The organism is Xanthomonas sp. WHRI 7065 (assembly GCF_040203115.2).
Taxonomy (GTDB): Bacteria; Pseudomonadota; Gammaproteobacteria; order Xanthomonadales; family Xanthomonadaceae; genus Xanthomonas; species Xanthomonas arboricola.
In genome coordinates this window covers 525633-550078 of record NZ_CP168194.1, presented here as the reverse complement: position 1 = coordinate 550078, position 24446 = coordinate 525633, and the positions used below count along the sequence as shown (strand labels likewise).

At 67.1% G+C, this 24446-nt stretch carries 19 protein-coding genes; 10 read left to right on the top strand and 9 right to left on the bottom strand.

Going from position 1 to position 24446, the window contains the following annotated elements:
* The first annotated feature begins 374 nt into the window (after nucleotides 1-374).
* The 7 genes from ABQY64_RS02320 to ABQY64_RS02290 all read left to right on the top strand — a co-directional run bounded on the left by ABQY64_RS02320 (nucleotide 375) and on the right by ABQY64_RS02290 (nucleotide 10372).
* Nucleotides 375-3956, top strand: a complete 3582-nt coding sequence (locus ABQY64_RS02320; protein ID WP_349779795.1) for a lamin tail domain-containing protein — start codon at nucleotides 375-377, stop codon at nucleotides 3954-3956.
* 177 nt (nucleotides 3957-4133) lie between these two features.
* Nucleotides 4134-5222 carry a pyruvate dehydrogenase (acetyl-transferring) E1 component subunit alpha gene (pdhA, locus tag ABQY64_RS02315; protein WP_349779796.1) on the top strand — a complete coding sequence of 363 codons (1089 nt, stop codon included), beginning with the start codon at nucleotides 4134-4136 and terminating at the stop codon, nucleotides 5220-5222.
* Entirely contained in the window at nucleotides 5215-6288 is a 1074-nt protein-coding gene (locus tag ABQY64_RS02310) for an alpha-ketoacid dehydrogenase subunit beta (protein ID WP_039515775.1), read from the top strand. The genes pdhA and ABQY64_RS02310 overlap by 8 nt, the downstream gene beginning before the upstream one ends.
* A gap of 1 nt (nucleotide 6289) precedes the next feature.
* A complete protein-coding gene (locus ABQY64_RS02305) occupies nucleotides 6290-6673 on the top strand; it encodes an SH3 domain-containing protein (RefSeq protein ID WP_016901649.1) in 384 nt (127 codons plus the stop codon).
* Nucleotides 6670-8118, top strand: a complete 1449-nt coding sequence (locus tag ABQY64_RS02300) for a dihydrolipoamide acetyltransferase family protein (protein ID WP_349779797.1) — start codon at nucleotides 6670-6672, stop codon at nucleotides 8116-8118. The genes ABQY64_RS02305 and ABQY64_RS02300 overlap by 4 nt, the downstream gene beginning before the upstream one ends.
* A 249-nt stretch (nucleotides 8119-8367) precedes the next feature.
* Nucleotides 8368-8982: an SMI1/KNR4 family protein gene (locus tag ABQY64_RS02295; protein ID WP_349779798.1), complete on the top strand. Its 615-nt coding sequence runs from the start codon at nucleotides 8368-8370 to the stop codon at nucleotides 8980-8982.
* A gap of 97 nt (nucleotides 8983-9079) precedes the next feature.
* Nucleotides 9080-10372, top strand: coding sequence for a DEAD/DEAH box helicase (locus tag ABQY64_RS02290; protein WP_349779799.1), 1293 nt, complete (start codon nucleotides 9080-9082; stop codon nucleotides 10370-10372).
* 59 nt (nucleotides 10373-10431) lie between these two features.
* On the opposite strand, the gene ABQY64_RS02285 is transcribed toward ABQY64_RS02290, so the two are convergent.
* Both ABQY64_RS02285 and ABQY64_RS02280 read right to left on the bottom strand, forming a co-directional pair.
* The gene (locus ABQY64_RS02285; protein ID WP_016901652.1) at nucleotides 10432-10764 is read right to left on the bottom strand and encodes a DUF6172 family protein; all 333 of its coding nucleotides are present in this window, start codon (nucleotides 10762-10764) and stop codon (nucleotides 10432-10434) included.
* A 359-nt stretch (nucleotides 10765-11123) separates the two neighbouring features.
* Complete coding sequence (locus ABQY64_RS02280) at nucleotides 11124-11528, bottom strand: helix-turn-helix domain-containing protein (protein WP_102254980.1); 405 nt, start codon at nucleotides 11526-11528, stop codon at nucleotides 11124-11126.
* Between the two features lie 129 nt (nucleotides 11529-11657).
* Here ABQY64_RS02280 and ABQY64_RS02275 point away from each other — a divergent pair, with 129 nt between their 5' ends.
* Nucleotides 11658-12413, top strand: a complete 756-nt coding sequence (locus tag ABQY64_RS02275) for an SDR family oxidoreductase (RefSeq protein WP_245229722.1) — start codon at nucleotides 11658-11660, stop codon at nucleotides 12411-12413.
* A gap of 195 nt (nucleotides 12414-12608) precedes the next feature.
* Here the strand turns inward: ABQY64_RS02275 and ABQY64_RS02270 are convergent, their stop codons facing one another.
* From ABQY64_RS02270 to ABQY64_RS02260, 3 genes are all read right to left on the bottom strand, one after another.
* Nucleotides 12609-15698: an efflux RND transporter permease subunit gene (locus ABQY64_RS02270; protein WP_349779800.1), complete on the bottom strand. Its 3090-nt coding sequence runs from the start codon at nucleotides 15696-15698 to the stop codon at nucleotides 12609-12611.
* Entirely contained in the window at nucleotides 15695-16840 is a 1146-nt protein-coding gene (locus ABQY64_RS02265) for an efflux RND transporter periplasmic adaptor subunit (RefSeq protein ID WP_349779801.1), read from the bottom strand. The genes ABQY64_RS02270 and ABQY64_RS02265 overlap by 4 nt, the downstream gene beginning before the upstream one ends.
* A gap of 77 nt (nucleotides 16841-16917) precedes the next feature.
* A complete protein-coding gene (locus ABQY64_RS02260; protein ID WP_039517156.1) occupies nucleotides 16918-17535 on the bottom strand; it encodes a TetR/AcrR family transcriptional regulator in 618 nt (205 codons plus the stop codon).
* An 88-nt stretch (nucleotides 17536-17623) separates the two neighbouring features.
* Between ABQY64_RS02260 and ABQY64_RS02255 the strand changes: the two genes are divergently transcribed.
* Nucleotides 17624-19099, top strand: a complete 1476-nt coding sequence (locus tag ABQY64_RS02255; protein WP_349779802.1) for a TolC family protein — start codon at nucleotides 17624-17626, stop codon at nucleotides 19097-19099.
* A gap of 312 nt (nucleotides 19100-19411) precedes the next feature.
* Here the strand turns inward: ABQY64_RS02255 and ABQY64_RS02250 are convergent, their stop codons facing one another.
* The 3 genes from ABQY64_RS02250 to ABQY64_RS02240 form a co-directional block, all read right to left on the bottom strand.
* Nucleotides 19412-19849: a VirK family protein gene (locus tag ABQY64_RS02250; protein ID WP_349779803.1), complete on the bottom strand. Its 438-nt coding sequence runs from the start codon at nucleotides 19847-19849 to the stop codon at nucleotides 19412-19414.
* Between the two features lie 141 nt (nucleotides 19850-19990).
* Complete coding sequence (locus tag ABQY64_RS02245) at nucleotides 19991-20422, bottom strand: VirK family protein (protein WP_349779804.1); 432 nt, start codon at nucleotides 20420-20422, stop codon at nucleotides 19991-19993.
* Between the two features lie 554 nt (nucleotides 20423-20976).
* On the bottom strand, nucleotides 20977-22386 hold the full coding sequence (locus ABQY64_RS02240; RefSeq protein ID WP_039517162.1) for an FAD/NAD(P)-binding protein: 1410 nt from the start codon (nucleotides 22384-22386) through the stop codon (nucleotides 20977-20979).
* Nucleotides 22387-22862: 476 nt separating this feature from the next.
* On the opposite strand from ABQY64_RS02240, the gene ABQY64_RS02235 reads away from it, so the two are divergent.
* A complete protein-coding gene (locus tag ABQY64_RS02235; RefSeq protein WP_039531434.1) occupies nucleotides 22863-23639 on the top strand; it encodes an SDR family NAD(P)-dependent oxidoreductase in 777 nt (258 codons plus the stop codon).
* Between the two features lie 173 nt (nucleotides 23640-23812).
* Here ABQY64_RS02235 and ABQY64_RS02230 read toward each other — a convergent pair whose 3' ends face one another.
* On the bottom strand, nucleotides 23813-24445 hold the full coding sequence (locus tag ABQY64_RS02230) for an NAD(P)H-binding protein (protein ID WP_039531437.1): 633 nt from the start codon (nucleotides 24443-24445) through the stop codon (nucleotides 23813-23815).
* Between the last annotated feature and the right edge of the window lies 1 nt (nucleotide 24446).

The following is a 24446-nucleotide window of genomic DNA, read 5'->3' as shown; positions in this document are numbered from 1 at the left end:
GGCCGGTCAGGGTAGCTCAGTGGCGGGGATTGGGGATTGGGGGAATCGGGAATCGGGATTCGGGATTCGGGAGGCAGGAGTTGCAGCGCGCGGCCTTGATGCATGTCGCGGCAGCGCGCTGCCGTAGAAGCGTCCGGTTTGCCGGGGTGGCCTGCTTACTTGGCAGCCTGGCAATGCCGTGGCGTACGCGACCGGTACTTCACACCTGAAAATCCTGTCGCTTTCGACCGCGCGGTCGCAGCCGCTGCGCCGGTGTCACCGTATCGTCAACCAAGGTCTGCAAATTCATGCAGAATCGAACGGCGCTGCCGGCCAGGGACGTGGCCGGACCAGGGGAGCGCTTCACGTCTCATGGATCAGGGGACTCTCATCTCATGCATGTGTTGCAGCGTCGTGCAGCCTTACTTCTCTGTGCGCTGGCGGTTGCCGGCCACGCCAATGCCCAGGTCGTCATCAGCCAGGTCTACGGCGGTGGCGGCAACAGCGGTGCCACCTTCCGCAGCGACTTCGTCGAGCTGCACAACATCGGCAGCACCACGGTCAGCCTGGACGGCTGGTCGGTGCAATATGCCTCGGCCGCAGGCAGCAGCTGGCAGGTCACGCCGTTGGCAGGCAGCATTCCGGCCGGCGGCTACTACCTGGTCAAGCAGGCCGATGGCAGCGGCGGCAGCGTCGCACTGCCTACGCCCGATGCCACCGGCACCATCGCCATGGGCGGCGGCGCCGGCAAGGTGGCGCTGAGCAACAGCGCCTCCGCGTTGAGCGGCGCCTGCCCCACCGGCAATGCCGATCTGGTCGGCTATGGCAGCACCGCCAGCTGCGCCGAAGGCAATGCGCCCACGCCGGCGCCCAGCAATACGCTGGCAGTGCTGCGCGGCGGCGATGGCTGCACCGACACCGACAACAACGCGGCCGATTTCGCCACCGGCGCGCCGGCCCCGCGCAACGCCGCCAGCCCCGCACGGCTGTGCAGCGGCGGCGGCCAGCCGATCGCCACGCTGGCCGACGTCAGCCAGGCCGAAGGCAACAGCGGCAGCCGCAGTTTCGTGTTCACGCTGAGCCTGAGCCAGCCGGCCGGCGCAGGCGGGGTGAGCTTCACCGCCGCCACCGCCGATGGCACGGCCACGGCCGGCAGCGACTATGTCGCCCTGCCCGCCTCCAGCGTCCGCATCGCCGCCGGCGAGCGCAGCGCCAGCATCACCGTGGAGGTGCTGGGCGACACCACGCCCGAACCCGACGAAACCTTCGCGCTGCAGATCAGCGGCCTCACCGGCGCGTTGCCGGCCACGCTGAGCGCCACCGGCACCATCCTCAACGACGACTTCAGCCTGCTGCCGATCCACGCCATCCAGGGCAAGGGCGCACGCTCGCCGCTGGAAGGCCAGGTGGTCGCCACCTCGGGCATCGTCACTGCCCGTCGCAGCGCCGGCTTCTTCCTGCAGGCACCGGATGCCGAAACCGATGGCGATCCGGCCACCTCCGAAGGCGTCTACGTCTACACCGGCAGCGCACCGCCGGACACCGCCGCCATCGGCAACCGGGTGCGCGTGCAGGGCACGGTGCTCGAGTACGTGCCCACCGCCGACCCGACCCAGCCGCCGCTGACCGAGATCGGCGGCAGCCTGACCGTGCTGCTGGATTCCACCGGCAACCCGTTGCCGATGCCGGTGGCGTTGAGCGCGAACTTCCCCAACCCGAACGGCGCCTTTGATCAGCTCGAAGCGCTGGAAGGCATGCGCGTCACCGCCGCCAGCCTCACCGTCAATGCGCCCACCGGAGGCAGCGTCAACGAGACCAACGCCAGCGCCACCAGCAATGGCGTGTTCCATGCGGTGGTCACCGGCCTGCCGCGCGCCTTTCGCGAGCCCGGCGTGCAGTTGCCCGACCCGCTGCCGGCCGGCTCGCCTGCCGGCGTGCCGCGTTGGAACACCAACCCGGAAGTGATCGCCGTCGGCAGTGCCGGCGTGGGCGCCGAACGGCTGGATCTGGCCTCCGGCTGCGTCGTGCTGGATGTCACCGGCCCGCTGGATTACAGCTTCCGCCGCTACACGCTGTATCCGGAACGCACTCCGCAGGTGAACTGCAACGGTGCCGACCAACCACGCCCGGCACCGGTACCGCAGGCCGACGACGTGGCCGTGGCGACCTACAACATGGAGCGCTTCTTCGACGACCAGAACGACCCGGCGATCGGCGAACCGGTGCTCACTCCGGCCGCGTTCCAGGCCCGCCTCAACAAGGCCTCGCTGGCGATCCGCAACTACCTGCACACGCCCGACATCCTGGGCACGGTGGAGGTGGAAAACATCAGCGTGCTGCAGACCCTGGCTGCGCGCATCAACGCCGATGCCATCGCCTCCGGCCAGCCCAATCCGCAGTACGTGGCCTACCTGCAGGAAGGCAATGACGTCGGCGGTATCGACGTCGGCTTCCTGGTCAAGACCGGTACGGTGTCGGCCAGCGTGCCGCGCGTGGAAGTGGTGTCCATCGCCCAGGAAGGCAAGACCACCACCTGGACCGAACCGGGCGGTGGCGTAAGCCTGCTCAACGATCGCCCGCCGCTGGTGCTTACCGCCAGGGTGCATCAGGCCGATGGCCGCGTGCTGCCGCTGACCGCCATCGTGGTGCATCAGCGCTCGCTCAACGGCGCCGAGACCGACGATACGGCCGGCACCCGCATCCGCGCCAAACGCCAGGCCCAGGCCGAGTACCTGGCGCGCCTGCTGCAGACGCGCCAGCAGCTCGACCCGGCCGAGCAGGTGCTGGTGATGGGCGACTTCAACGCCTTCGAGTTCAACGACGGCTATGTGGATGCGATGGGCACCGTCACCGGCAGGCCGGCGCCGGATGCGCAGACCGTGGTGAATGGCGATGGCGCGGACCTGGTCAACCCGGACTACACCGATCTGACCTGGTTCAACACGCCCGATCAGAGCTACTCGTACGCGTTCGACGGCAACGTGCAGTCGCTGGATCACATCCTGGCCAACGAGGCGCTGATGCGCGCACCCGGCATCGCCTCGCTGTCGGTGGGCCACGCACGTATCAATGCCGACTTCCCCGGCACTGCGCGCAACGATGCCAATACGCCCACGCGCTTGTCCGACCACGACCCCACCGTGGTGCTGTTGCGCATGGCGCCCGCGTTGCGTGCCGACCTGGGCGCAACGGTCACTGCGGCACGCGCACAGGTCACCGAAGGCGAGCGCATCGACTTCAGTGTGGATGTGGACAACCGTGGGCCCGACAGCGCGGCGTTTGCCGCGGTGGCACTGGCCTTCGATGCCGCGGTCAGCCCGCGGGTCACCGCGGCACCGGGCTGGAGTTGCCAAGCGCCGGAAACCGCGACCCAGACGGTGGTCACCTGCACCATCGCCTCGCTGGCATCCGGTAACGCACAGCGCTTTGCCGTGCAGGTCGACGCTGGCGCGGAACTGGCAGGACGCACGCTGACCCTGGCCGCCTCGGTCGCCTCGCAAACGCCCGACCCGCAGCCGGACAACAACACCGACACCGCCGCAGTGAGTGTGCAGCCAGCGCTGCGCAGCGATCTGGCAGTGCGCCTGGAAGGCCCTGCCACGCTTCCGACCACCGCCTTCAACGCCACCTACCGGGTGTTGCTGGACAACCGCGGCAACGCAGCGGCCACCGGTGCCAGCGTGCGGATCGAAGGCAACACGGTGTCGGCGCTGTCGCTGCTGGTGCCGCCCAGCGGCTGGCGTTGTGCCAAGCAACTGCAGTCGTTGCGCAACGCAGTGTTTGTCTGCAGCACCGCCGCCGCAGTGCAGCCGGGCGCGCAGGCCGTGTTCCAGCTGACCGTCGCGGCAAAGCCGATCCCGGCCGAACGCGCGGTGCGGGTGCAGGCCAGCGCCAGCTCGACCTCGCCCGATGCCAACCCGGCCGACAACACGGCGCTGATCGTCACCCCGATCGGTGGAGGCACCAGCCGCCGCTGATCGCAGTGCAACACGTCGCAGTTCTGTACTGCGACAAAGGGCGCGGCTTGGTCCGCGCCCTTTTTTTTGTGCAAGCCAGCATCATTGTGTGCTGCGGTGCAGGACAGCTTTTTGCTGCGTGGTCCTTAACATCGCAACTCATATCATTTGAAACTTCTTGGTGAAGGTGTCGCCGCAATGAGCGTAGCCGCGCAGTTCGAGATCGAATACCTGCAATACATGGATGCGGACGGCCAGATCGTCCGCGACGACCTGCCGGCCGACGCCGCCAACCCGCAACAGTTGCTCGCGCTGTTCAAGCGCATGCTGTTCGTGCGTACCTTCGACAGCAAGTCGGTCGCGCTGCAGCGCACCGGCAAGTTGGGCACCTATGCGGCCTGCCTCGGCCACGAAGCCACCCACGTGGGCATCGGCGCATCGATGCGCAGCGGCGATGTGTTCGCGCCCAGCTATCGCGAGTACGGCACCATGTTCGAACGCGGCGTGCGCCCGCGCGACGTGCTGCTGTACTGGGGCGGCGACGAACGCGGCAGCGACTATCCGCGCGATGCCGATGCGGCGATCGACTTCCCGATCTGCGTGCCGATCTCCACCCAGTGCCTGCACGCGGCCGGTTCGGCGCTGTCGTTCAAGCTGCAGGGCAAGCCGCAGGTCGCTGTGGCCTGCTGCGGCGATGGCGGCAGCTCCAAGACCGACTTCTACGCCGCGCTCAATTCGGCCGGTGCCTACAAGCTGCCGCTGATCCTGTGCGTGATCAACAACGGCTGGGCGATCTCGGTGCCGCGCTCGGCGCAGACCGGCGCGCAGACGCTGGCGCAGAAGGGCCTGGCCGGCGGCCTGCAGTGCCTGCAGGTTGACGGCAACGACCTGATCGCAGTGCTCGAGGCGATGCGCCAGGCGCGTGCGCGTGCCCTGGCCGGCGACGGCGGCACGGTGATCGAGTTCCTGACCTACCGTCTGTCCGATCACACCACCGCCGACGATGCGCGGCGCTACCGCGGCGAAGAAGAGGTCAAGCAGGGCTGGGCGCGCGAGCCGCTGCTGCGCCTGCGCCGTTATCTCACCGCGCAGGGTCTGTGGGACGAGGCGCAGGAAACCGCCTGGAAGGCCGAATGCGGCGCGCGCGTGGATGAAGAGGTCAACGCCTACCTCAACACGCCGGTACAGCCGGTGGAAGCGATGTTCGATTACCTCTACGGCGACCCGCCGGCCGAGTTGCTGGCCCAGCGCGCCGAGGTGATGGCGCAGGAGGCCCGTCATGGATGAGCTCAACCAGTCACACCTGGCTGCGACACAGCAGCAGGCCAGCGCCCCTTACAACGCCGCAGCCACGCGCGGAGAGATCGCCATGAGTTCGCCCATCACCCTGATCGAAGCCATCACCCAGGCGCTGGCCTGGGAGCTGGAACACGACCCCGCGGTGCTGGTGCTGGGCGAGGATGTCGGCGTCAACGGCGGCGTGTTCCGCGCCACCGCCGGCCTGCAGCAGCGCTTCGGCAGCGAGCGGGTGCTGGACACGCCGCTGGATGAAACCACCATCGCCGGCCTGAGCGTCGGCCTGGCCGCGCAGGGCATGAAACCGGTGGCCGAAGCGCAGTTCGACGGCTTCGTGTATCCCATGGTCGATCACCTGATCTGCCATGCCGCACGCCTGCGCAACCGCACCCGCGGCCGCCTGCATTGCCCGATGGTGCTGCGCGTGCCGTGGGGCGGCGGCATCCGCGCGCCGGAACATCACAGCGAAGCCAACGAGGCCATCTTCACCAACGTGCCCGGCCTGCGCGTGGTGTTGCCGTCCTCGCCGCAGCGCGCCTATGGCCTGTTGCTGGCCGCGATCCGCGACCCGGATCCAGTGATCTACATGGAGCCCAAGCGCATCTACCGCCAGTACAAGGAAGTGGTCGCCAACGACGGCGAAGCGCTGCCGCTGGACGTGTGCTTCGTGCTGCGCGACGGCACCGACGTCACCCTGGTCACCTGGGGTGCGCAGGTCAAGGAAGCGCTGGAAGCGGCCGACAAGCTCGCCGGCGAAGGCATCAGCGCCGAGGTCATCGACGTGGCCACGCTGCGCCCGCTGGACTTCGACACCATCGCCGAATCGGTGGCCAAGACCGGCCGCTGCGTGATCGTGCAGGAAGCCCCGCGCACCGCCGGCTTCGGTGCGGAGATCGCCGCACAGCTGGCGGAAAAATCGATGTACGACCTGCTCGCACCGGTCGAACGCGTCACTGGCTACGACACGCATATCCCGCTGTTCCGGCTGGAAATGAAGTACCTGCCGAGCGTGGAGCGCATCGTCACCGCCGCCCGTCGCGCGGTGGCCGCCGGCTGACATGCGCGCCCGTCTGCTCTGCGATTACCGCGCCGCGTACGCCAACCCGATCCGCTTCCGTGCTGGCCAGCAGGTGACCATCGGCGTGCGCGATGAGGAATGGCCGGCCTTCGCCTGGGTCAACACCGGCGACGGCCATGCCGGCTGGGCCCCGGTGGCCTGGCTGCGCCCGCTGGGCGACGGCCAGGCCGAAGCCCTGCGCGACTACGACGCACGCGAACTCGATGCCCACCAGGGCGAGGACGTGCTGCTGCATTACGAACATGGCGGTTGGTGGTGGTCCGAGCGTGCCGATGGCATGCAGGGCTGGCTGCCGGCCGCCGACCTCGAACTCCTCGACGACACCACGCCGCCGCTGCCTGCGGCGCAAGAGAACCTGCCATGAGCGAAGCCAAGAATTTCCACCTGCCCGACCTGGGCGAAGGCCTGCCCGACGCCACCATCGTCGAATGGTTCGTCAAGGAGGGCGACAGCGTGCGCCTGGACGACCCGCTGGTCTCGATGGAGACCGCCAAGGCGGTGGTCGAGGTGCCCTCGCCGTTTTCCGGCACCGTGACCAAGCTTGCCGGTGCCGCCGGCGACATCATCGTCACCGGTGCGATGCTGGCGCAGTTCGCGCTGGACGCCTCGCAGCCGCAGCGCGCCGATGGTCAGGACACCGGCCACTCGCACGGCCCCGCACCCACGCACACGCCCAGCACCGGCGACAGCGCGGCCGGCCCGACCGCGCGCGTGGTCGCCTCCGACAACGGCGGCGAGATTGCCGATGCCGATTCCAGTGGCGGGAGCGAGCGTGACGACGCCGGTACCGTGGTCGGTGCGATGCAGAGCTCCAACGCGGTGCAGAGCGAACAGGCAATCGCCGTGGGCGGCGTACGCGCAATGCCGGCCGTGCGCGCGCTGGCGCGCAAGCTGCGCGTGGACCTGGCCCAGATCCGCGCGAGCGGCCCGGATGGCACGGTGACGATGGCGGATGTGAAGCAGGCCGCCGCGGCCGGCAGCGCGCCGCTGTCTGCGCCGCGTGCGAGTGCCTCGGTGACGCCGATCAATGGCAACAACGCGAATGCAGCCGCGCAACATGCCGCTGCGAACACGCAGGCCGCAAACACTGCAGCGAGCGATGCGCAACAACGTGCAGCGCTGTCTGCCAGCGGCAAACCCATGCGCACGCAATCACCCAGCGTGATCGCCAAAGGCCAGCCGGAGCAGCTCAAGGGCGTGCGCCGCAACATGGCGCGGGTCATGGCCGATGCGCACAGCAAGGTGGTGCCGACCACGCTCAACGACGATGCCGACATCCACGCCTGGCAGCCCGGCAACGATGTCACCGTGCGGCTGGTACGCGGCATCGTGCGGGCCTGCCAGGCGGTGCCGGCGCTCAATGCCTGGTTCGACGGCGAGGCACTCAGCCGCACCCTGCACACCCAGGTGGATATCGGCATTGCGGTGGATACCGAAGAAGGCCTGTTCGTGCCCGCACTACGCAATGCCGACATGCTGGACGCGCACGGCATTCGCGAGGGCGTCAACCGGCTGCGCCAGCAGGTGGAAAACCGCAGCATCGCCGCCTCCGAACTCAGCGGCTACACCATCTCGCTGTCTAATTTCGGCATGTTCGCCGGCCGCTATGCCACCCCGGTGGTAGTGCCGCCATGCGTGGCCATCGTCGCCGCCGGCCGCGCGCGCTACCAGCTCACCCCGGTGATGGGCGGGGTGGAAACCCACAAGGTGATGCCGCTGTCGCTGACCTTTGACCACCGCGCCGCCACCGGCGGCGAAGCCGCGCGCTTCCTGCGCGCACTGCTGGACGATCTGGCGCTGGCCGTGTGAACTGACGCCGCCACACCGGCCTTGCGCCATCGCCTGCCGCGCCGTGCTGGGCGGCAGTGCTACGACAGCATTGGCCGGACGCGTGTCAGTGCTCCACGACGCCTTCCGCGCCATGGCAGAGTCAGTCAACGCACTCCACGCTAAACTTGAGCGCCGGACACCAGGCGTTGCGATGCGGACATTTGTCACTCAGGGAGATGGACTTCCCGCGCGGGCATCGCCGATCGGCAATGCCATCATGGAGGCCCCATGAACACACCCGCGACCGACGCTGACTGGCGTCCAGCGGACTGCCCGCCGCTGGCATGGCCGGACCTTGTCGATGACGATGCACGCCTGCAGTGGTACCGACAGGTCTGCAACGCGTATGCCGCACTTCTCGGCGATGACGCTGCGCAACCCGCCAGCCTGCAGGCCGTACTCGCGTGTCAGGCGCGCCTTGGCTGCGCGCTGCCGCCGCTGCTTGCCCGCTATCACGGCGAAGTCGGCTGCCTGGAACTGGCCGAAACGCTGTGCACGCAGGGCGACACCGCACCCAGCATCGAACCCCTGCAGCAGGCCTATCCGAGCATCGACGAGATCGAGGCGAGCGCCGAAGAACAAGCTTTGATCCCGTCGCTGATCGTGTTCGGCGACTACCTGGGCAATGGCAATCTGTGGTGCTTCCATCGCGACAACGGTGCGGTGTATTACTTCGACCACGACGATGGCGCGATGCTGACGCGCCTGTTCGATTCGGTCGCCGTCTATCTGGATGCGCTGATGCTGCTCTGCCTGGGCGAGATTCACGACGATGATGCGGCAGCGCAGGCGCTGCTGGAAGAAAGACTGGGAAGACAGACGGTGCGCAAATGGCGGTACTGACGGCACCGCGAAAAACCATCGGTGTCGTTACCTCACCGCTGCGTCGCAGTCATTGCTTCAATCGCCCACAATGACGCATGTGCCCGGAGATTTCACGATGTCGTTCGACCAGCTCGACCTATCGCCACAGCTGCTGCCTGCCTTTACCGCAGCGCTGACTCGCGCCGGTCACCACACGCCCACGCCGATCCAGCAGCAGGCCATTGCACCGATGCTGCAGGGGCGCGATCTGATCGCGATGGCGCAGACCGGCTCGGGCAAGACGCTGGCCTATGCGCTGCCGCTGCTGCAGCAACGTTGCCTGGCGCCCGACACCGCACCGCGCGTACTCGGTGCGCTGGTGCTGGTGCCCACGCGCGAACTCGCTGCGCAGGTCGAAGACACCCTGCGCCAACTGGCCGCGCATCTGCCGCGGCGGCTCAAGATCGTGGCGGCCACCGGCGGCAGTTCGATCAATCCGCAGCTGCTCGCCCTGCGCGGGGGTGCCGATATCGTGGTCGCCACGCCCGGGCGGCTGCTGGATCTGGTCGACCACAACGCGCTGCGCCTGAGCGAGGTCGCCACACTCGTGCTGGACGAAGCCGACCGTCTGCTCGAGCTGGGCTTCGGTGCCGAGCTTGATCGCATTCTGGCCTTGCTGCCGACGCAGCGCCAGAGCGTGCTGTTTTCGGCCACGTTTCCACCCGGCATCGCCTCGCTGGCCAAGCGTCGCCTGCGCGACCCGCTACGCATCACCGTTGCCGCCATCCCGGAGGCTGCGCCTGCGATCGAACAACGCGCGATCGCCGTCGATGCCGGCCAGCGCACGCAACTGCTGCGCCACCTGCTGCAGGAGCATGGTTGGTCGCATGTGCTGGTGTTCGTCGCCAGCCGGCACACCGCCGAAAAAGTCGTCGAAAAACTCGGCAAGACCGGCATCAGTGCGCAGCCGCTGCACGGCGAACTGAGCCAGGGTCGCCGCGAGCGTGCGTTGCATGCCTTCAAACAGCGCGAGCTGCAGGTGCTGGTAGCCACCGACCTGGCCGGACGCGGCATCGATATCGATGCGCTGCCGGCCGTGATCAATTACGACCTGCCGCGCTCGACGGTGGATTACACCCACCGCATCGGCCGCACCGCACGCGCCGGCGCCAGCGGTCTTGCGATCAGCTTCATCACGGTAGAGAGCCAGCCGCAATGGCGTTTGATCGAAAAACGCCAGGGCCTGCGCGTACCGACCAGCGTGGTCGCCGGGTTCGAGCCGAGCCCGGCGACAGCGGCGCCTGCAACACAGATGCCGAACAACGGCACGCGCGCTGCGGACGACAACGGCGGCATCAAGGGCAGGCGGCCGAGCAAGAAGGACAAGCAACGCGCGGCAGCGGCGACACAGGCAGGCAAGCCCGACTGAAGGCGCTGCGTGACATCTGACGCGCTGGCGTCACGCCGAGGCGGACGCCATGCGAAGACTCAGTCCTGCTCGAAATCCAGCTCGCCGCCCGGGGCGCTGTCGCCATCGGCACGCGCAGTCCGTTTGCCGGGCTTGCGCAGGATTTCCACGAAGAACTGCTCGCCACCTTCGCTGGTGAGCGCATTGATCGAGCGGATCAGCTCGGCCGGCGGCAGCGGCGCAGCACTGGCCTCGTCCACCCCGAAGCGCATGTCGAAGTCCCAATAATCCGCCCCTTCCGGCAAGTCCTTGCGACGCTCGCGGCGGATGTACTTGCGGATATCGTGCTTGCTGGATTCCAGCAGACGGTCGCGGTTCTTGCCTTCGAGGTTGAGCTGGTAGGTCTTGCGCATGGCGACATCGGTTGGGAGCTGGCCGCCTATTGTGAGGCCACACGGCCGTTCTGGGTGAATCGCCGGGGATCCGGTGGCCGGCGGCATGGGCGCAAGCGTTTGCCTGCATCGGCGTGGAGAAGGCCACGCGCGCGCGCCGCCAGCATGGATGCACGCCGCCGCTACGGCGCGACGGGCGGAGCATCGATGCAGGCCGGCACAGGCGGGCAGGCCACCGCGTCATGCACGACGACGGCGTATCGCAACCTCGGGCTGCTACCTGGCTGCTGCCGCGCTGGCTGCCCGGCAGCAAGATCGCAGCGTGGCGTTCCATCATCGACACGTTGGCGCACCGGACACGCGCGGGCGTGCCGCAGTGCTCATCCCTTCAAGGCGGTTGCCGATGCGGCAGCGTGACTGCTCTCGTCCCCCTGCCGTTCGGCCGCAATCACCTCATCGGCGTGATCCTGGCACCAGTGCAGCAGCGCGAGCAGTGGCGCTTCCAGCGTCTCGCCCAGCGCGGTGCGTCGATATTGCACCGCCACCGGCGAGGAGGAGATCACTTCCCTGCTGATCAGGCCGATGCGCTCGAGCCGCCGCAGCGCTTCGGTCAGCGACTTGTGGGTCACGCCGTCCAGCTGCCGCTTGATGTTGTTGAACCGCGTGGGCCCGTTGCACAGCACGGTCATGATCATGATCGACCACTTGTTGGCGATCGGCTCCAGCACCGTCCGGATATCGGCAACCCGCGTGAGGCTGCACGGGGTGGCGGTTTCCTCTGCCATATCTAGTTACCTCAAGGTGCGTAATTGAAACTAAGTATATGATGGATATCATCTCGCTGGTGCTGAAAACCGCTTGGACGGGCACTGCCCGCGTCCAGTCCCGCATCGACAACCAACGAGAGAATGTCCATGTCAACGAATGAGCTCCACGGCAAAGTGGCCCTGATCACCGGCGCCTCCAGCGGCATCGGTAGCGCAACGGCAAAGAAACTCGCAGCGGCAGGAATGAAGGTGGGCATTGCCGCACGTCGCATCGACCGGCTGCAGGCATTGAAGTCAGACATTGAACAGGCGGGCGGCCAGGCCGTGGTGCTGGAAATGGATGTCGCCAACAAGCACTCGGTCGCTGCCGGCGTCGCAGCACTGATCGCCGCTTATGGCGCAATCGATGTGCTGGTCAACAACGCCGGCATCATGCCGCTGTCCGGCATCGATGACTTCCATACCGACGAATGGGAACAGATGATCGATGTCAACGTCAAAGGCGTGCTCAACGTGGCCGCAGCGGTGCTGCCGCAGATGATCAAGCAACATTCCGGCCACGTCTTCAATACTTCCTCGATCGCCGGGCGCAAGGTGTTTGGCCAGGGATTTGCGGTGTACTCGGCAAGCAAGTTTGCAGTGACCGCGTTCACCGAAGGCCTGCGGATGGAAGTCGGCAAGAAGCACAACATCCGCGTCACCAGCATTCAACCGGGCATCGTCGCAACCGAGCTTCCGGCACAGACCACCAGCGCGGAATATCAGGCCATGATGGCCGGTTATGCCGGCACGGTTCGCATGCTGGATCCGATGGATATTGCCGACACCATCCTGTTCGCAGCGCAGGCACCGTCCAACGTCAACATCGCCGAAGTCTTCGTGCTTCCGACCGACCAGGTCTGAGTTACCGCCTCACTGGGCAAACCGCAGGGCACGGGCGCGCTGTCGTCTGTGCCCTATACGGCGCCACGGTTCCCGCACGCCGGCCTGCCGGCCGGCTGTCAGTTCCTCGCAGGCCGCGGCGGCGGCCCACGCTGGTGAGCGACCGCGCGCCGACGCGTTCGACAACCGCGACTTGGCCGCCCTGGCCCAGCGGCATCAGGCGTGCTGCGTCTCTGCCCGGGTACTGCCGGAATCGGGCCGGATCTTGAACCAGATCGAATACATCGCCGGCAGGAACACCAGCGTCAGGATCGTGCCGGCCAGGGTGCCGCCGATCAGCGTGTAGGCCAGCGTGCCCCAGAACACCGAATGCGTGAGCGGGATGAACGCCAGGATCGCCGCCAGCGCGGTCAGGATCACCGGGCGCGCACGCTGCACGGTGGCTTCCACCAGCGCATGGAACGGGTCCAGCCCTTCGGCCTCGTTGTGATGGATCTGCCCGATCAGGATCAGCGTGTTGCGCATCAAAATGCCCGACAACGCGATCAGGCCCACCAGCGCATTGATGCCGAAGGGTTGCTGGAACAGGATCAGGGTCGGCACCACGCCGATCAGGCCGAGTGGGCTGGTCAGAAACACCATCACCATCGCCGAGATCGAACGCACCTGCAGGATGATGATCAGCAAGGTGGCCGCCAGCATGATCGGGAACAGCGGCAGCATCGCGGTGGTTGCCTTGCCGGATTCCTCGATCGAACCGGCCTCCTTGATCTGGTAACCGCTGGGCAATGTGTCGATGATCGGCTGCAGCTGCCTGGTGATCGCCGCCGAGACATCCGGCGGCTGCAGCTGCTCGTCGACATCGCCGCCCACGGTGATCGTCGGCACCCGATCGCGACGGCGCATGATCGGCTCTTCCATCCGCACATCCACCTTGCCCACCTGCGACAACGGCACGCGCTGGCCATTGGCACCGGCCAGGGTGAAGTCGGCAATGCGTGCCGGATCGAAGCGCGTGTCGCCGGCCGAACGCGCCATCACCTGCACGCTGCGGATATCCTCGCGCACCAGCGTGACCGGCACGCCGCTGAGCAGGAATTGCAGTTGCTGCGCCACCGCGGCCGAGGTCAGCCCTACCGCCTGCAGGCGGTCCTGGTCCAGGGTGAAATGCAGCGTGGGCGTGCGCGTGCCCCAGTCGGTGTTGACGGTGCGCAGCATCGGGCTGTCCTGCATGACCTGCCTGACCTGCGCGGCGATGCCACGCACCACCTGCGGGTCGGCACCGCTGACCCGGTAGGCCACCGGAAACTGCGAGTACGGGCCGAAGGTGAGTTGGGTCACGCGCACGCGCGCTTCGGGGGCCAGGCCTTCGGCAACGGCCTTGCGCATGCGCAGCTTCAGTGCGTCGCGCTCGTGCTGGTTGTCAGTGCGCACCACGATCTTGGCGAACGACGGATCCGGCAACTCCGGGCCCATCGCCAGGAAGAAGCGCGGCGCGCCCTGGCCGATATACGCGGTGACAATCTTCGCTTCGTCCTGTTTGGCCAGCCAGGCTTCCAGCTTGGCCGTGGCCGCGCTGGTCTGGGTGATCGAGCTGCCATACGGCAGTTGCACTTCGACCAGCACTTCAGGGCGATCGGAGATCGGGAAGAACTGCTTCTTGACGATGCCCATGCCCAGGATCGCAAGCACGAAAAGGCCCACCACCGAGCCGGCCACCAACCACTTGCCCGCGATGACGCGTGCCAGCGCATTGCGGAAGCGGTTGTAGCGCGGCGTGTCGTACATCGCGGCGTGGCCGCCTTCGATCTTCTTCAGATCCGGCAGCATCTTGACGCCCAGGTAGGGCGTGAACACCACTGCCACCACCCACGACACAATCAGCGCGATCCCCACGATCCAGAACATATTGCTGGTGTATTCGCCGGCGGTGGAGGCGGCAAAGCCGTTCGGCATGAAGCCGACCGCGGTCACCAGCGTGCCGGACAGCATCGGCGCGGCGGTATGGCTCCACGCATAGGCCGATGCGGCGACGCGGCTGTAGCCTTCCTCCATCTTCACCACCATCATCTCGATCGCGATGATGGCGTCGTCCACCAGCAATCCCAGCGCCAGGATCAACGACCCCAGCGTGATGCGGTCGAAGTTCTTGCCGGTGGCCAGCATCACCACGAACACCGCCGCCAGCGTCAGCGGCACCGCGGCCGCCACCACGATACCCACGCGCCAGCCCATGCTGACGAAGCACACCAGCATCACCACCAGCAGCGCGACGAAGAACTTGGTCATGAACTCGCCGACCGACGCGTCGATGTTGACCGCCTGGTCGGTTACCTTGCTCAAGGTCATGCCCAGCGGCAGCTCGGCATTGATTGCGCTCACTTCGCTGTCCAGCGATTTGCCCAGATCCAGCCCGTTCCAGCCATCGCGCATGATGATGCCCAGCAGCAACGCCGGCTCGCCGCCACTGCGGATCATGAAGGTGGACGGATCTTCGTAGCCACGTTTGACCGTGGCGATATCCGACAGTTTCAGGGTGCGGCCCTGTACCACCAGCGGGGTGTCGCGGATCTTCTGCAGGCTGTCGAGCGCGCCGTCCAGGCGAATGAACACCTGCGGCCCGCGCGTCTCCACCGAACCTGCCGCATTCAAGGCGTTCTGCGCATTGAGCGCGGCAAACACCTCCTGCGGACCGACGCCCAGCGTGGCCAGGCGCTCGTGCGAAAACTCGACAAAGATGCGCTCGGGCTGTTCGCCGATGATGTTGACCTTCTTGACGCCCGGCACGTGCAACATGCGCTGGCGCAGGCTTTCCGCATCGCGCGCAAGCAAACGTTGCGGCTCGCCCTTGGCCTTGAGCGCGAACAGCGCGAAGGTGACGTCGGCATATTCGTCGTTGACCATCGGCCCGATCACACCGGCCGGCAGGTTGCCGACTTCGTCGCCCACCTTCTTGCGCGCCTGATAGAACTGCTCCTGCACCTGGCTGGGTGGCGTGCTGTCCAGCAAGGTCAAGGTCGTGAACGCCAGGCCGGGACGCGTATAGGTTTCGCTGCGGTCGTACCAGCGCAGTTCCTGCAGGCGCTTTTCGAGTTTCTCGGCGACCTGGTCCTGCATTTCCTGCGGCGTGGCGCCGGGCCAGGCGGTCACGATGGTCATGACCTTGACGGTGAAGGCCGGGTCTTCGGCACGGCCAAGCTTGAGGAAGGCGACCAGGCCGGCCAGCGAAATCAGGACGATCAGAAACAGCGTGATCGAGCGCTCGCGCACCGCCAGCGCGGAAAGATTGAACCGGCCTTCGCTCACGGCTGCGCTCCTGCCGCGGCCGCGGCCTTGGCGCCGGTCGTGGCGCCGGCGGCAGGCGCAATCGTGTTGACCACCCGCACCTGCTCGCCGTCGCGCAACAGGTGCGCGCCCAGCGCCACGATGCGCTCACCGCGCGCCAGCTTGCCGGCAACCGTGGCGTGGTCGTCGTCCAGGCCCAGCACCGTCACCGGCCGCCAGCGCACCTTGGCCGGATTGCCGGCAATCACCCACACGCCCGGCCCCTTGCCGGCATCGAACAACGCGGCCAGCGGCACCTGCAGCCCGGCCTGCGTGCCGGCGGCCGTGCCATCGGCGATGCGCAGGCTGACGGTGGTGCCCAGCGGCGCATCGCCCAGTGCGCCATCGAGCACGTAACGTGCCTCGAAGGTGCGGGTCAGCCGGTCGGCGCTTTCGGACAGCTGGCGCAAGGTCGCCGGCACGGTGACAGCGGCATTGCCGAACAAGGTGGCCTGCGCCACCGAGCCGACCTGCGGGCGCAAGGTTTCCGGCAACTGGATCACCGCCTCGCGGCGGCCGGCATGCGCCAGCCGCACAACCGGCTGCCCGGCTGCGACGACCTGGCCCGGTTCGACCAGCGTCTCCATCACCACGCCATCGGCGTCGGCCAGCAGGTCGGAATAGCGGTTGGCGTTGCGGGCCACTTCGGCCTGCGCCTGGGCGGCGCTCAGCTGCGCCCTGGCGGCGTCGGCGGCGGCCTTGATCTGGTCGTAGGCCGAGGCGGAAATCGCGCCGGTGCCGCGCAGATCGCGGTAGCGCGCTTCATCCTCACCCGCCTGCTGGGCGCGTGCCTGCGCGGCCGCCACCGCGTCCTGCTGCGCCCGCGCGGCGAGCTTGAGGTCGACCGGGTCGATCCGCAGCAGCGGCTGGCCACGCTTCACGCGCTGGCCGGCATCGACCAAGCGCTCTTGCACCTTGCCGGCGACCCGGAACCCCAGATCGCTCTGCACCCGGGCCGCGACCGTGCCGGAGAAGCTGCGCGCCGCTGCACCGGCGTCTTCGACGATGGCCACCCGCACCAGCGGAGCCGCGGTACGCGGGTCGGAGGGGGGCGCCTTGCCGCAGGCGATCAATGCCAGCGGCAGCACACAGAAAGCGGCAGAGGTAACGAGGCGCCGAAGCATGGCAAATCCAGGAGCGAGCTGATGAAGGCTCGCATCCTGAGACTTGTGACTAAATCAGTCAATAGTCACAAACGAATTTAGGGCGATAGACTGCGGAGTACCAGGCTCGACAACAGCACCGGCACCTCGTCGGCCTGCTCCAGGCTGTGCTGCAGCAGCAGCGGGTTCATGTAAGGGCGCAGCACCATGTAAATCGCCTGCGTGGCCTCGTCCAATGGCGTCTTGCGCTCGAAATCGCCACTTTGCCGGCCTTGCTGCAGCACATCCTGCAGCAGTGTCTGGATGCGCACTTCATAGGCGCGGACCGATTGCCAGCGCTCGGTGGCCGCCGAGGTGGCGATCTCGTACAGCTTGCGATCCTGGAAGAACAGCCGAAGGCTCGCCTCGATCATCACCTTGAAAAGCCTGCGTAATTTCTCCGGCGGCTGCTCCGCCTCGTCGACTGCGGCACGCACCTCGGTCTCGATTTCGCGCAGGCAGTTGCTGCAGATCATCTCGCCGATGGCCTGCTTGGATTCGAAGAACTTGTAGATATAGGCCTTGGAGAACCCGATCGCCTTGGCCAGGTCCGAGACGGCGGTCTTCTCGTAGCCGTAGCGGCTGAAATGCTCGGTGGCCGCGATCACGATCTGATCGCGCACGTCATGGTCGGCCGGGCCGCGACCCGAAACCGGATAGCTGGATGTCTTGCTCATGCCGCCAGCTTAGCGCCCCGACGCCCCACATACAAAAGTGACCATTTCGTATTATAGTCACAGCTCACTCCTGCCTGCCCGGTCTGCCATGTCCCCGTTCCGTCCTGTTGCCGTGCTTGTCGTTGCCAGCCTTGCCACGGGCTGCGCAGTCGGTCCGACCTACACCCGCCCCGCAGCGCCCCTGCCAGACCGTTACGCGGGCCAGGCGGCGGTCGAAGTGCGCCCGGCAGCGCGACCGGCCGAGCTTTCGACCTGGTGGACCGGCTTCGACGACGCGGACCTGAGCCGCTACGTCACCCAGGCACTGGCGCAGAACCTGGACCTGGCCCAGGCCACCGCGCGCGTCACCCAGGCCCGCGCCGGCCTGACCGCCGCCACTGCCGCGCTGCTGCCTTCAGGCAACATCAGCGGCAACGCGACCCGCGCCTACCAGTCGCTGGAAACGCCGCTCGGCCAGGTGCTCAACAGCACGCCCAACTTCGACCGCTATGCCAGCACCTACGAAGCCAACCTGGGCGCGAGCTGGGAGCTGGATCTGTTCGGCGGCCTGCGTCGCGGACGCCAGGCCGCACTGGCCGACTACCAGGCCAGCGAAGCCGGCGCCGGCGCCGCCCGCCTGTCGGTGGCGGCGCAGACCGCCGATATCTACATCAGCATCCGCGGCCTGCAGGCACGGCTGGAGGTGGCGCAGCGCCAGGTCGCCACCCAGCAGGGCCTGCTGTCGATGGTGACGCTGCTGCACGGCAGGGGGCTCGCGCCGGAGTTGCAACTGCACCAGGCGCAAGGCGCGCTGGCACAGGCGCAGGCCTCGGTGCCCGGCATCGAAAGCGGCCTGGTTGCGGCGATGAACGCCCTGGACGTGATGCTGGGTGTGCCGCCTGGCACGCACCGCGCGGAACTGGCCGCCACCAAACCGATTCCGCTTGCGCCACGGATCGCCGAGACGGGCACGCCCGGCGACCTGCTGCGCCGCCGCCCCGATCTGATCGCGGCCGAACGCAGGCTGGCAGCGTCGAACGCACGCATCGGCGTGGCGATGGCCGAGTATTACCCCAAATTCTCGCTCAGCGGACTGCTCGGCAGCGCCACCGCGATCTCCGGCGCCAACCTGTTCACCGGCGATGCCAGCCAGTCGGCCGGCGTGCTGGGCCTGCGCTGGCGGCTGTTCGACTTCGGCCGCATCAATGCGCAGATCGCCCAGGCCAAGGGCCAGGAAGCCGAGCAGCTGGCGGCGTATCGCCTGGCGGTCCTGCGCGCCACCGAGGACGTCGAAAATGCATTCACCGCACTGGTCAAACGCGAGCAACAAGCCAGCGTGCTCGCGCAAGGCGTGGACGCACTGGGCAAGGCGCGCACCGCGTCGGCGCTGGCCTACGAAAAGGGCGTGGTCAGCCTGATCGAAGTGTTGAATGCCGACGAGCAGTTGCTGCGCGCATCCGATGCGCAGGTGCAGGCGCGCACGGATGCCGCGCGCAGTGCAGTGGCCACTTTCAGGGCACTGGGTGGCGGCTGGCAATCCAGCGCCGCCGACGCGGTTGCGCTGCAGCAGCAGTCACCGCGCTGACGTCAACACGGACAGGATTGCGACCGGGCAATCGCCCGCTGCGGCGATTGCATCGCATCGGTGGGCGCTCATTGCCCACCGAGGTCTAGGCCGACCCTATGCATCTGCCCGGTGACAACCCCATGTGCGTTGCACGATGTAGATGCGGATGACGACTGCGCGTCGCCTTGCATGCCGCGAACGTACGCACCCGGCCAGACCGCATCGATGTTGCTGCTGTCGCGTCATTGACGCGATGCCAGCCGCAGGTAAGCGACGCAGCGAAACAGTCTGCACGCGCTGCGCGGTGGCATCGCGCAACGCAGCGGCGCTTCAATGCGCGTGGAAGCGAATGCCTTGGTCGATCGCGCACTGATACGCCAGCAACGGCCCGCGTTGCTGCAGGCTTGGCAGGTCGTACATGTAGGTGGTGAGTCGCACGCGATTGTCCGCGCCCACCTGATAGCGCTGGAACTGCTGGAATGGCTTGCCGTCGCTGCTGGCAGCAATGAACTGGGTATCGGAAAACGCCAACGTGCCATCGGCGGTCAACCGGTACGCATCGATGCGCACACCGCCGCGGCTCTGGCTGGATGCGGTGCCCGCCTCCGCCGTGCAGCGCGACAGATCCACCGACACCGCCACCGCGCGTCCCGCCTCCAGCGCAGCGATCAAGCTGGCCTGGCTACGTAACGATTCAGTGGCGAACGCGGGCACCGCCACGATGCACAGCGCGGCGGCAACGAGTGACAAACCTGGATGTGACGGCATGCGGGTTTCCTCGAGAGTGAGTGGCGGTCAAGTGTGTTGCAGGACGCGCGGGTGTTGGAGCGGTTACGACGGCTGCAGGCTGCAGGCTGCAGTGCGCGCGGTGGCGCTACTGCAGACCGCAGTCATCTCGGTGCAACGCGCTCAATCGGCGTGGAAGCGGATGCCTTGATTGATCGTGCATTGATACGCCAGCACCGGCCCGCGTTGCTGCAGACCCGGCAGGTCGTACATGTAGGTGGTGAAACGCACGCTGCCATCCGGGCGCAGCTGGTAGCGCATGAACTGCTGGATCGGCTTGCCGTCGTTGGCCACGGTGAAGTGCGAACCGGAGAACGCGGCCGTGCCGTCCTCGGTGATGCGGTACGCATCGATATGGCGGCCGCCACGGGTCTGCGTGACCGGCGTGCCTTCTTCGGGTGTGCAGCGGCCCAGATCGGTGGTCAGGCTGACGTCGTAACCGGATTCCAGGGCTGCGAGCACTTCCGCACGGGTATTGAGCGATTCACTGGCCCAGGCGGGCAGCGCGCAGGCGCACAGCGTGGCGAGCAAGGCAGCGGGAGTAAGACGGGGCATGGCGAACTCCAGGATGGGGAAAGGAAGCGACCTGGACTGTAATCAGCCCAGGGCCGTCAACATGACCCAGTCCTGTCTGCAGCGGCGCACTGCGCTACGCATCACGCGGCATGATTGCGCTGTTTGGCGAAGTCCGCGCGAGATTGCGCCGTGCGGTCTATGCCTGCGCGCGCAGAGGCTGTTTGTTGCGTGATCGGGCACTTCTATCGCCAGAAAAAATCCGAAGGAATGTCGGCAGACGGCAGACGGCAGACGGCAGACGGCAGACGGCAGACGGCAGATGAGCATTACTCAAGCGTCTGATGCACGCACCCAAAGATGCTGCAACTGGCACGCGTCGACCGGAAGCAACTTTTTCAAAGAGGCATCACCCAACCCCACGGGGCTGCGCACGTACCCTCATCCGGCGCTGGCGCGTCACCTTCTCCCGATGGGAGAAGGGTTCAAGATGCGGGGTGATGAGGCACTCTCTCGATGAGAGAAGGCTCAAACCCGCACTCGTCAAAGCTTCAACTTGATACAACCATCAAGAAGCTGCAACACAAATCCACCCACTACAAACGCGCATTGACCTCGCGCGGTACCGGCTCCGGCTCCGGCTGTAACGCCGGCATCGCGCCCAGCAACAGACGCTCTGCCAGGGCGCGCGTGGCCACGCGCAACTCCGGCACCGCGGTGATTTCCCAATAGCGCCCGCGCAGCAGCGGGCCCACGCAATACAGCCCCGGCACGATCTGCCCGGCGCCATCGCGCACGCGCAGTTGTGCATCGGTGTCCACGCCCAGGCCCAGCGGGTCGGCACGCAACAGGCCCGCTTCGCGCATGCCGGCGATCAGCGGATCGCTGGTGCGGTCGATATCAGTATCCAACCCGGTGGCGCGGATCACCGCATCGTAATGATCGGTCTGCGCGTCGGCCGATCCCCGCGGGCGAATCACCGCCTCCACGCCGTCGGGCACCCAACGCGCACGCAGCAGGCGCGCTGCGACGATCTGCAGTTGCCCCGATTGCTGCAATTGCGCCAGCTGTTCCGCTGCGCCCGGCGCAACCCGGTGCCGCGCCACCTCCCAATACGGGCGCAGATGGCGCAGGAAACGCGCACGCTGCGGCAACTCCAGCCGCTGCCACAGCGGTTGCAGGTGCGGGCGCAAGGCATCCACCACGCGTCGCCAGTCGTCGACCACCGCACTGAGCTGACGCACACCGCGCAGCAGGCCACGCAGGTCGGCGTCCTTGAGTGCGCGCTGCAGATGCGGCGGCAACTCCAGCGCCGCGCCTGGCTGGCGCAGATGCGCCTGCGGCGCCAGGCCGCGTCGCGAAATCGCCAGCAGGCGGCCGCGATGCCCGCGCGTGTGCAGGGTCAATGCCACGTCCACCATGGTCAGCCCGGTGCCGACGATCAGCACATCGTCGTCCGGCGACAAGCGCGCCAGGGCATCGCCCTGCCACGGCCAGCCGATGTAGCGCGGATGCACGCTCAGGCGCGGGCCGATCCCGGCCAACGCCTGCGGCTGCAGTGCGCCCACCGCCAGCACCACCCGATCGCTGTGGAAGGCATCGCCATTGGCCAGGAACACGCGAAAGCCCTTGCGCGCACGCTCCACTGCCACCGCTTCCTGCGACAGCCGCACGATCGACGCCTGCGCGCCACTGACCGCGGTATCCAGCTCGCTGCGCAGATAATCGCCATAGGCAAGGCGCGGCAGGAATTCCAGTCGCCCGCTGTCGCCCAGATGCAGGGTATCGGCGAATGCGCCTGGCGCCTGCGCGTCAATGCCCAGGTCCTTGGCGCGTACGTTGAGCAGGTGCTCCGGCCGGGCGGCACCATAGGCGATGCCGCTGCCGAAGGTCTCGGTCACGCCGACCAGGGTGATGCGCACCTGCGCATCGGCCGTCTGCGCCAGTGCACGGACCAGCGCGGTGCCGCAGAAGCCGGCACCGATGACGGTGATATGGGTTTCCATGTGCAACTCCCACTGAATGACCCGCACGTTGTGCCCGCAGCGCGGCGCAAACGTGTAAACAAATGGTTAGCGGCGAGCAATCGAAAACGCATGAGCTGATCATGCTTGGTGATGAGGCTTGCGTTGCAAGCGGCGTGCGGACGGCATTGCACAAAGATGACAGCGCACGCGACCGCAGCCAGGTGCCGGTGCATGGCCCCCAACCTGGCTCGCAGCGCAGCGCTGCGCACCGCGATTTGGGGTGGCTGACAAAACGTAGCGAGCAATCGCTCGGGGCGTGGGGACCGCGCGCTTGGGGATGAGCGCAATAGATCGCCAGCCCGCTACGCGGTGGCCGGCACGTCGTTGGCAGGAGCGGTGGAAGTAGTAGAACGGAGAGCAGACATTGCGATGATGTGTTCAACACTGCAACGGCACCGAGCACCGCGTCATGACCGGGCTGCTCGATAATGTCGGTTTCCGATCGAGTGTCCGCCATGTCCATTTCCACAGCACCCACGCAAATCTCGCCGCGCAATCAACGCGTGCTGATCGCCGGCGGCAGCCGTGGCATCGGCCTGGCGATTGCCGAAGCGTTCGTCCGCAACGGCGCGCAGGTCTCGCTATGCGCACGCAATGCCGATGGCCTGGCACAGGCCGCACACGCCTTGGCGCCGTATGGCACGCCGGTACATACCTTCGCCTGCGACCTGTCGGATGCTGCGCAAATCGAGGCGTATGTGGAGGCCGCAGCGCAGGCGCTGGATGGGCTGGACGTGGTGATCAACAACGCCTCCGGCTACGGGCATGGCAACGACGATGCAAGCTGGCAGGCCGGCCTGGACGTGGATCTGATGGCCGCAGTACGCTGCAATCGCGCCGCGCTGCCGTACCTGCGCAACAGCGATGCGGCAGTGATCCTCAATATCAGCTCGATCAATGCGCAACGTCCCACGCCGCGTGCGATCGCCTACTCCACCGCCAAAGCGGCGCTGAATTACTACACCACCACGCTGGCCGCCGAACTCGCCCGCGAGCGCATCCGCGTCAACGCGATCGCACCGGGCTCGATCGAATTCCCCGACGGGCTATGGGCGCGGCGTCGCGATGAAGAACCGGAGCTGTATGCACGCATCCGCGACAGCATCCCGTTCGGGGGATTCGGTCACGTGCAGCATATCGCCGATGCGGCGTTGTTCCTTGCATCGCCACAGGCGCGCTGGATCACCGGGCAGGTACTGGCGGTGGATGGCGGGCAGTCGTTGGGGGTGTGAGCACGGTACTTGTGCTGGCGGAGATGCCAATCCGCTGTGCGCGAACCTGTAGGAGCGTGCCCGCGCGCGACGAGGCTTTACCGGTAATGCCTCGTCGCGCGCAGGCACGCTCCTACGATACGGCGGCTTCTTGCCGCTGTCCGGCTGCCTCGCGACGAGGCGACGAGGCAGCGTTAGCCAACCAACTCCGCAGCCTCGACGCTGTGCTCCCCACGCGCCGGCGCTAGCGCGGCACTCACCATGGCGGCGGCGATGCGTTCGGCTGGATTGATGCGGAAGCGGCGTGGTAGCAGCGGGCCGAGCGCACCCAGCACGAGGCTGCCGATGTGTTCGCCGGTACGCCGCTGCTCGCGTTCGCCGCCGATCAGGCCCGGGCGCACGAAGGTGAGCGAGGGGAAGCCGACCGCGCGCAGGTCGCGTTCCAGTTCGCCCTTGACGCGGTTGTAGAAGATGCGCGACTGCGCATCGGCACCGGCCGCCGAATTCAGCACGAACACCGAGGTGCCCTGCGCGCAGGCGGCGCGTGCCAGCGCCATCGGATAGTCGTGGTCGATGCGATAGAACGCCTCGCGCGAGCCGGCCTGTTTCATCGTGCTGCCCAGGGCGCAGATGGCCGCTTCCATGCGCGGTGCGGTCCAGTGCTCCAGGCGCTCGAAATCGATGACCTGGTTGCGCAGTTTGGGATGGATCTGCGACAGCGGCCGGCGCGTGATCGCCACTACGCCGGTACAGCGCGCATCGGCCAGCAGTTGTTGCAAAACATGTCCACCGACCAGCCCGGTGGCCCCTGCCAGCAGCACATCCATC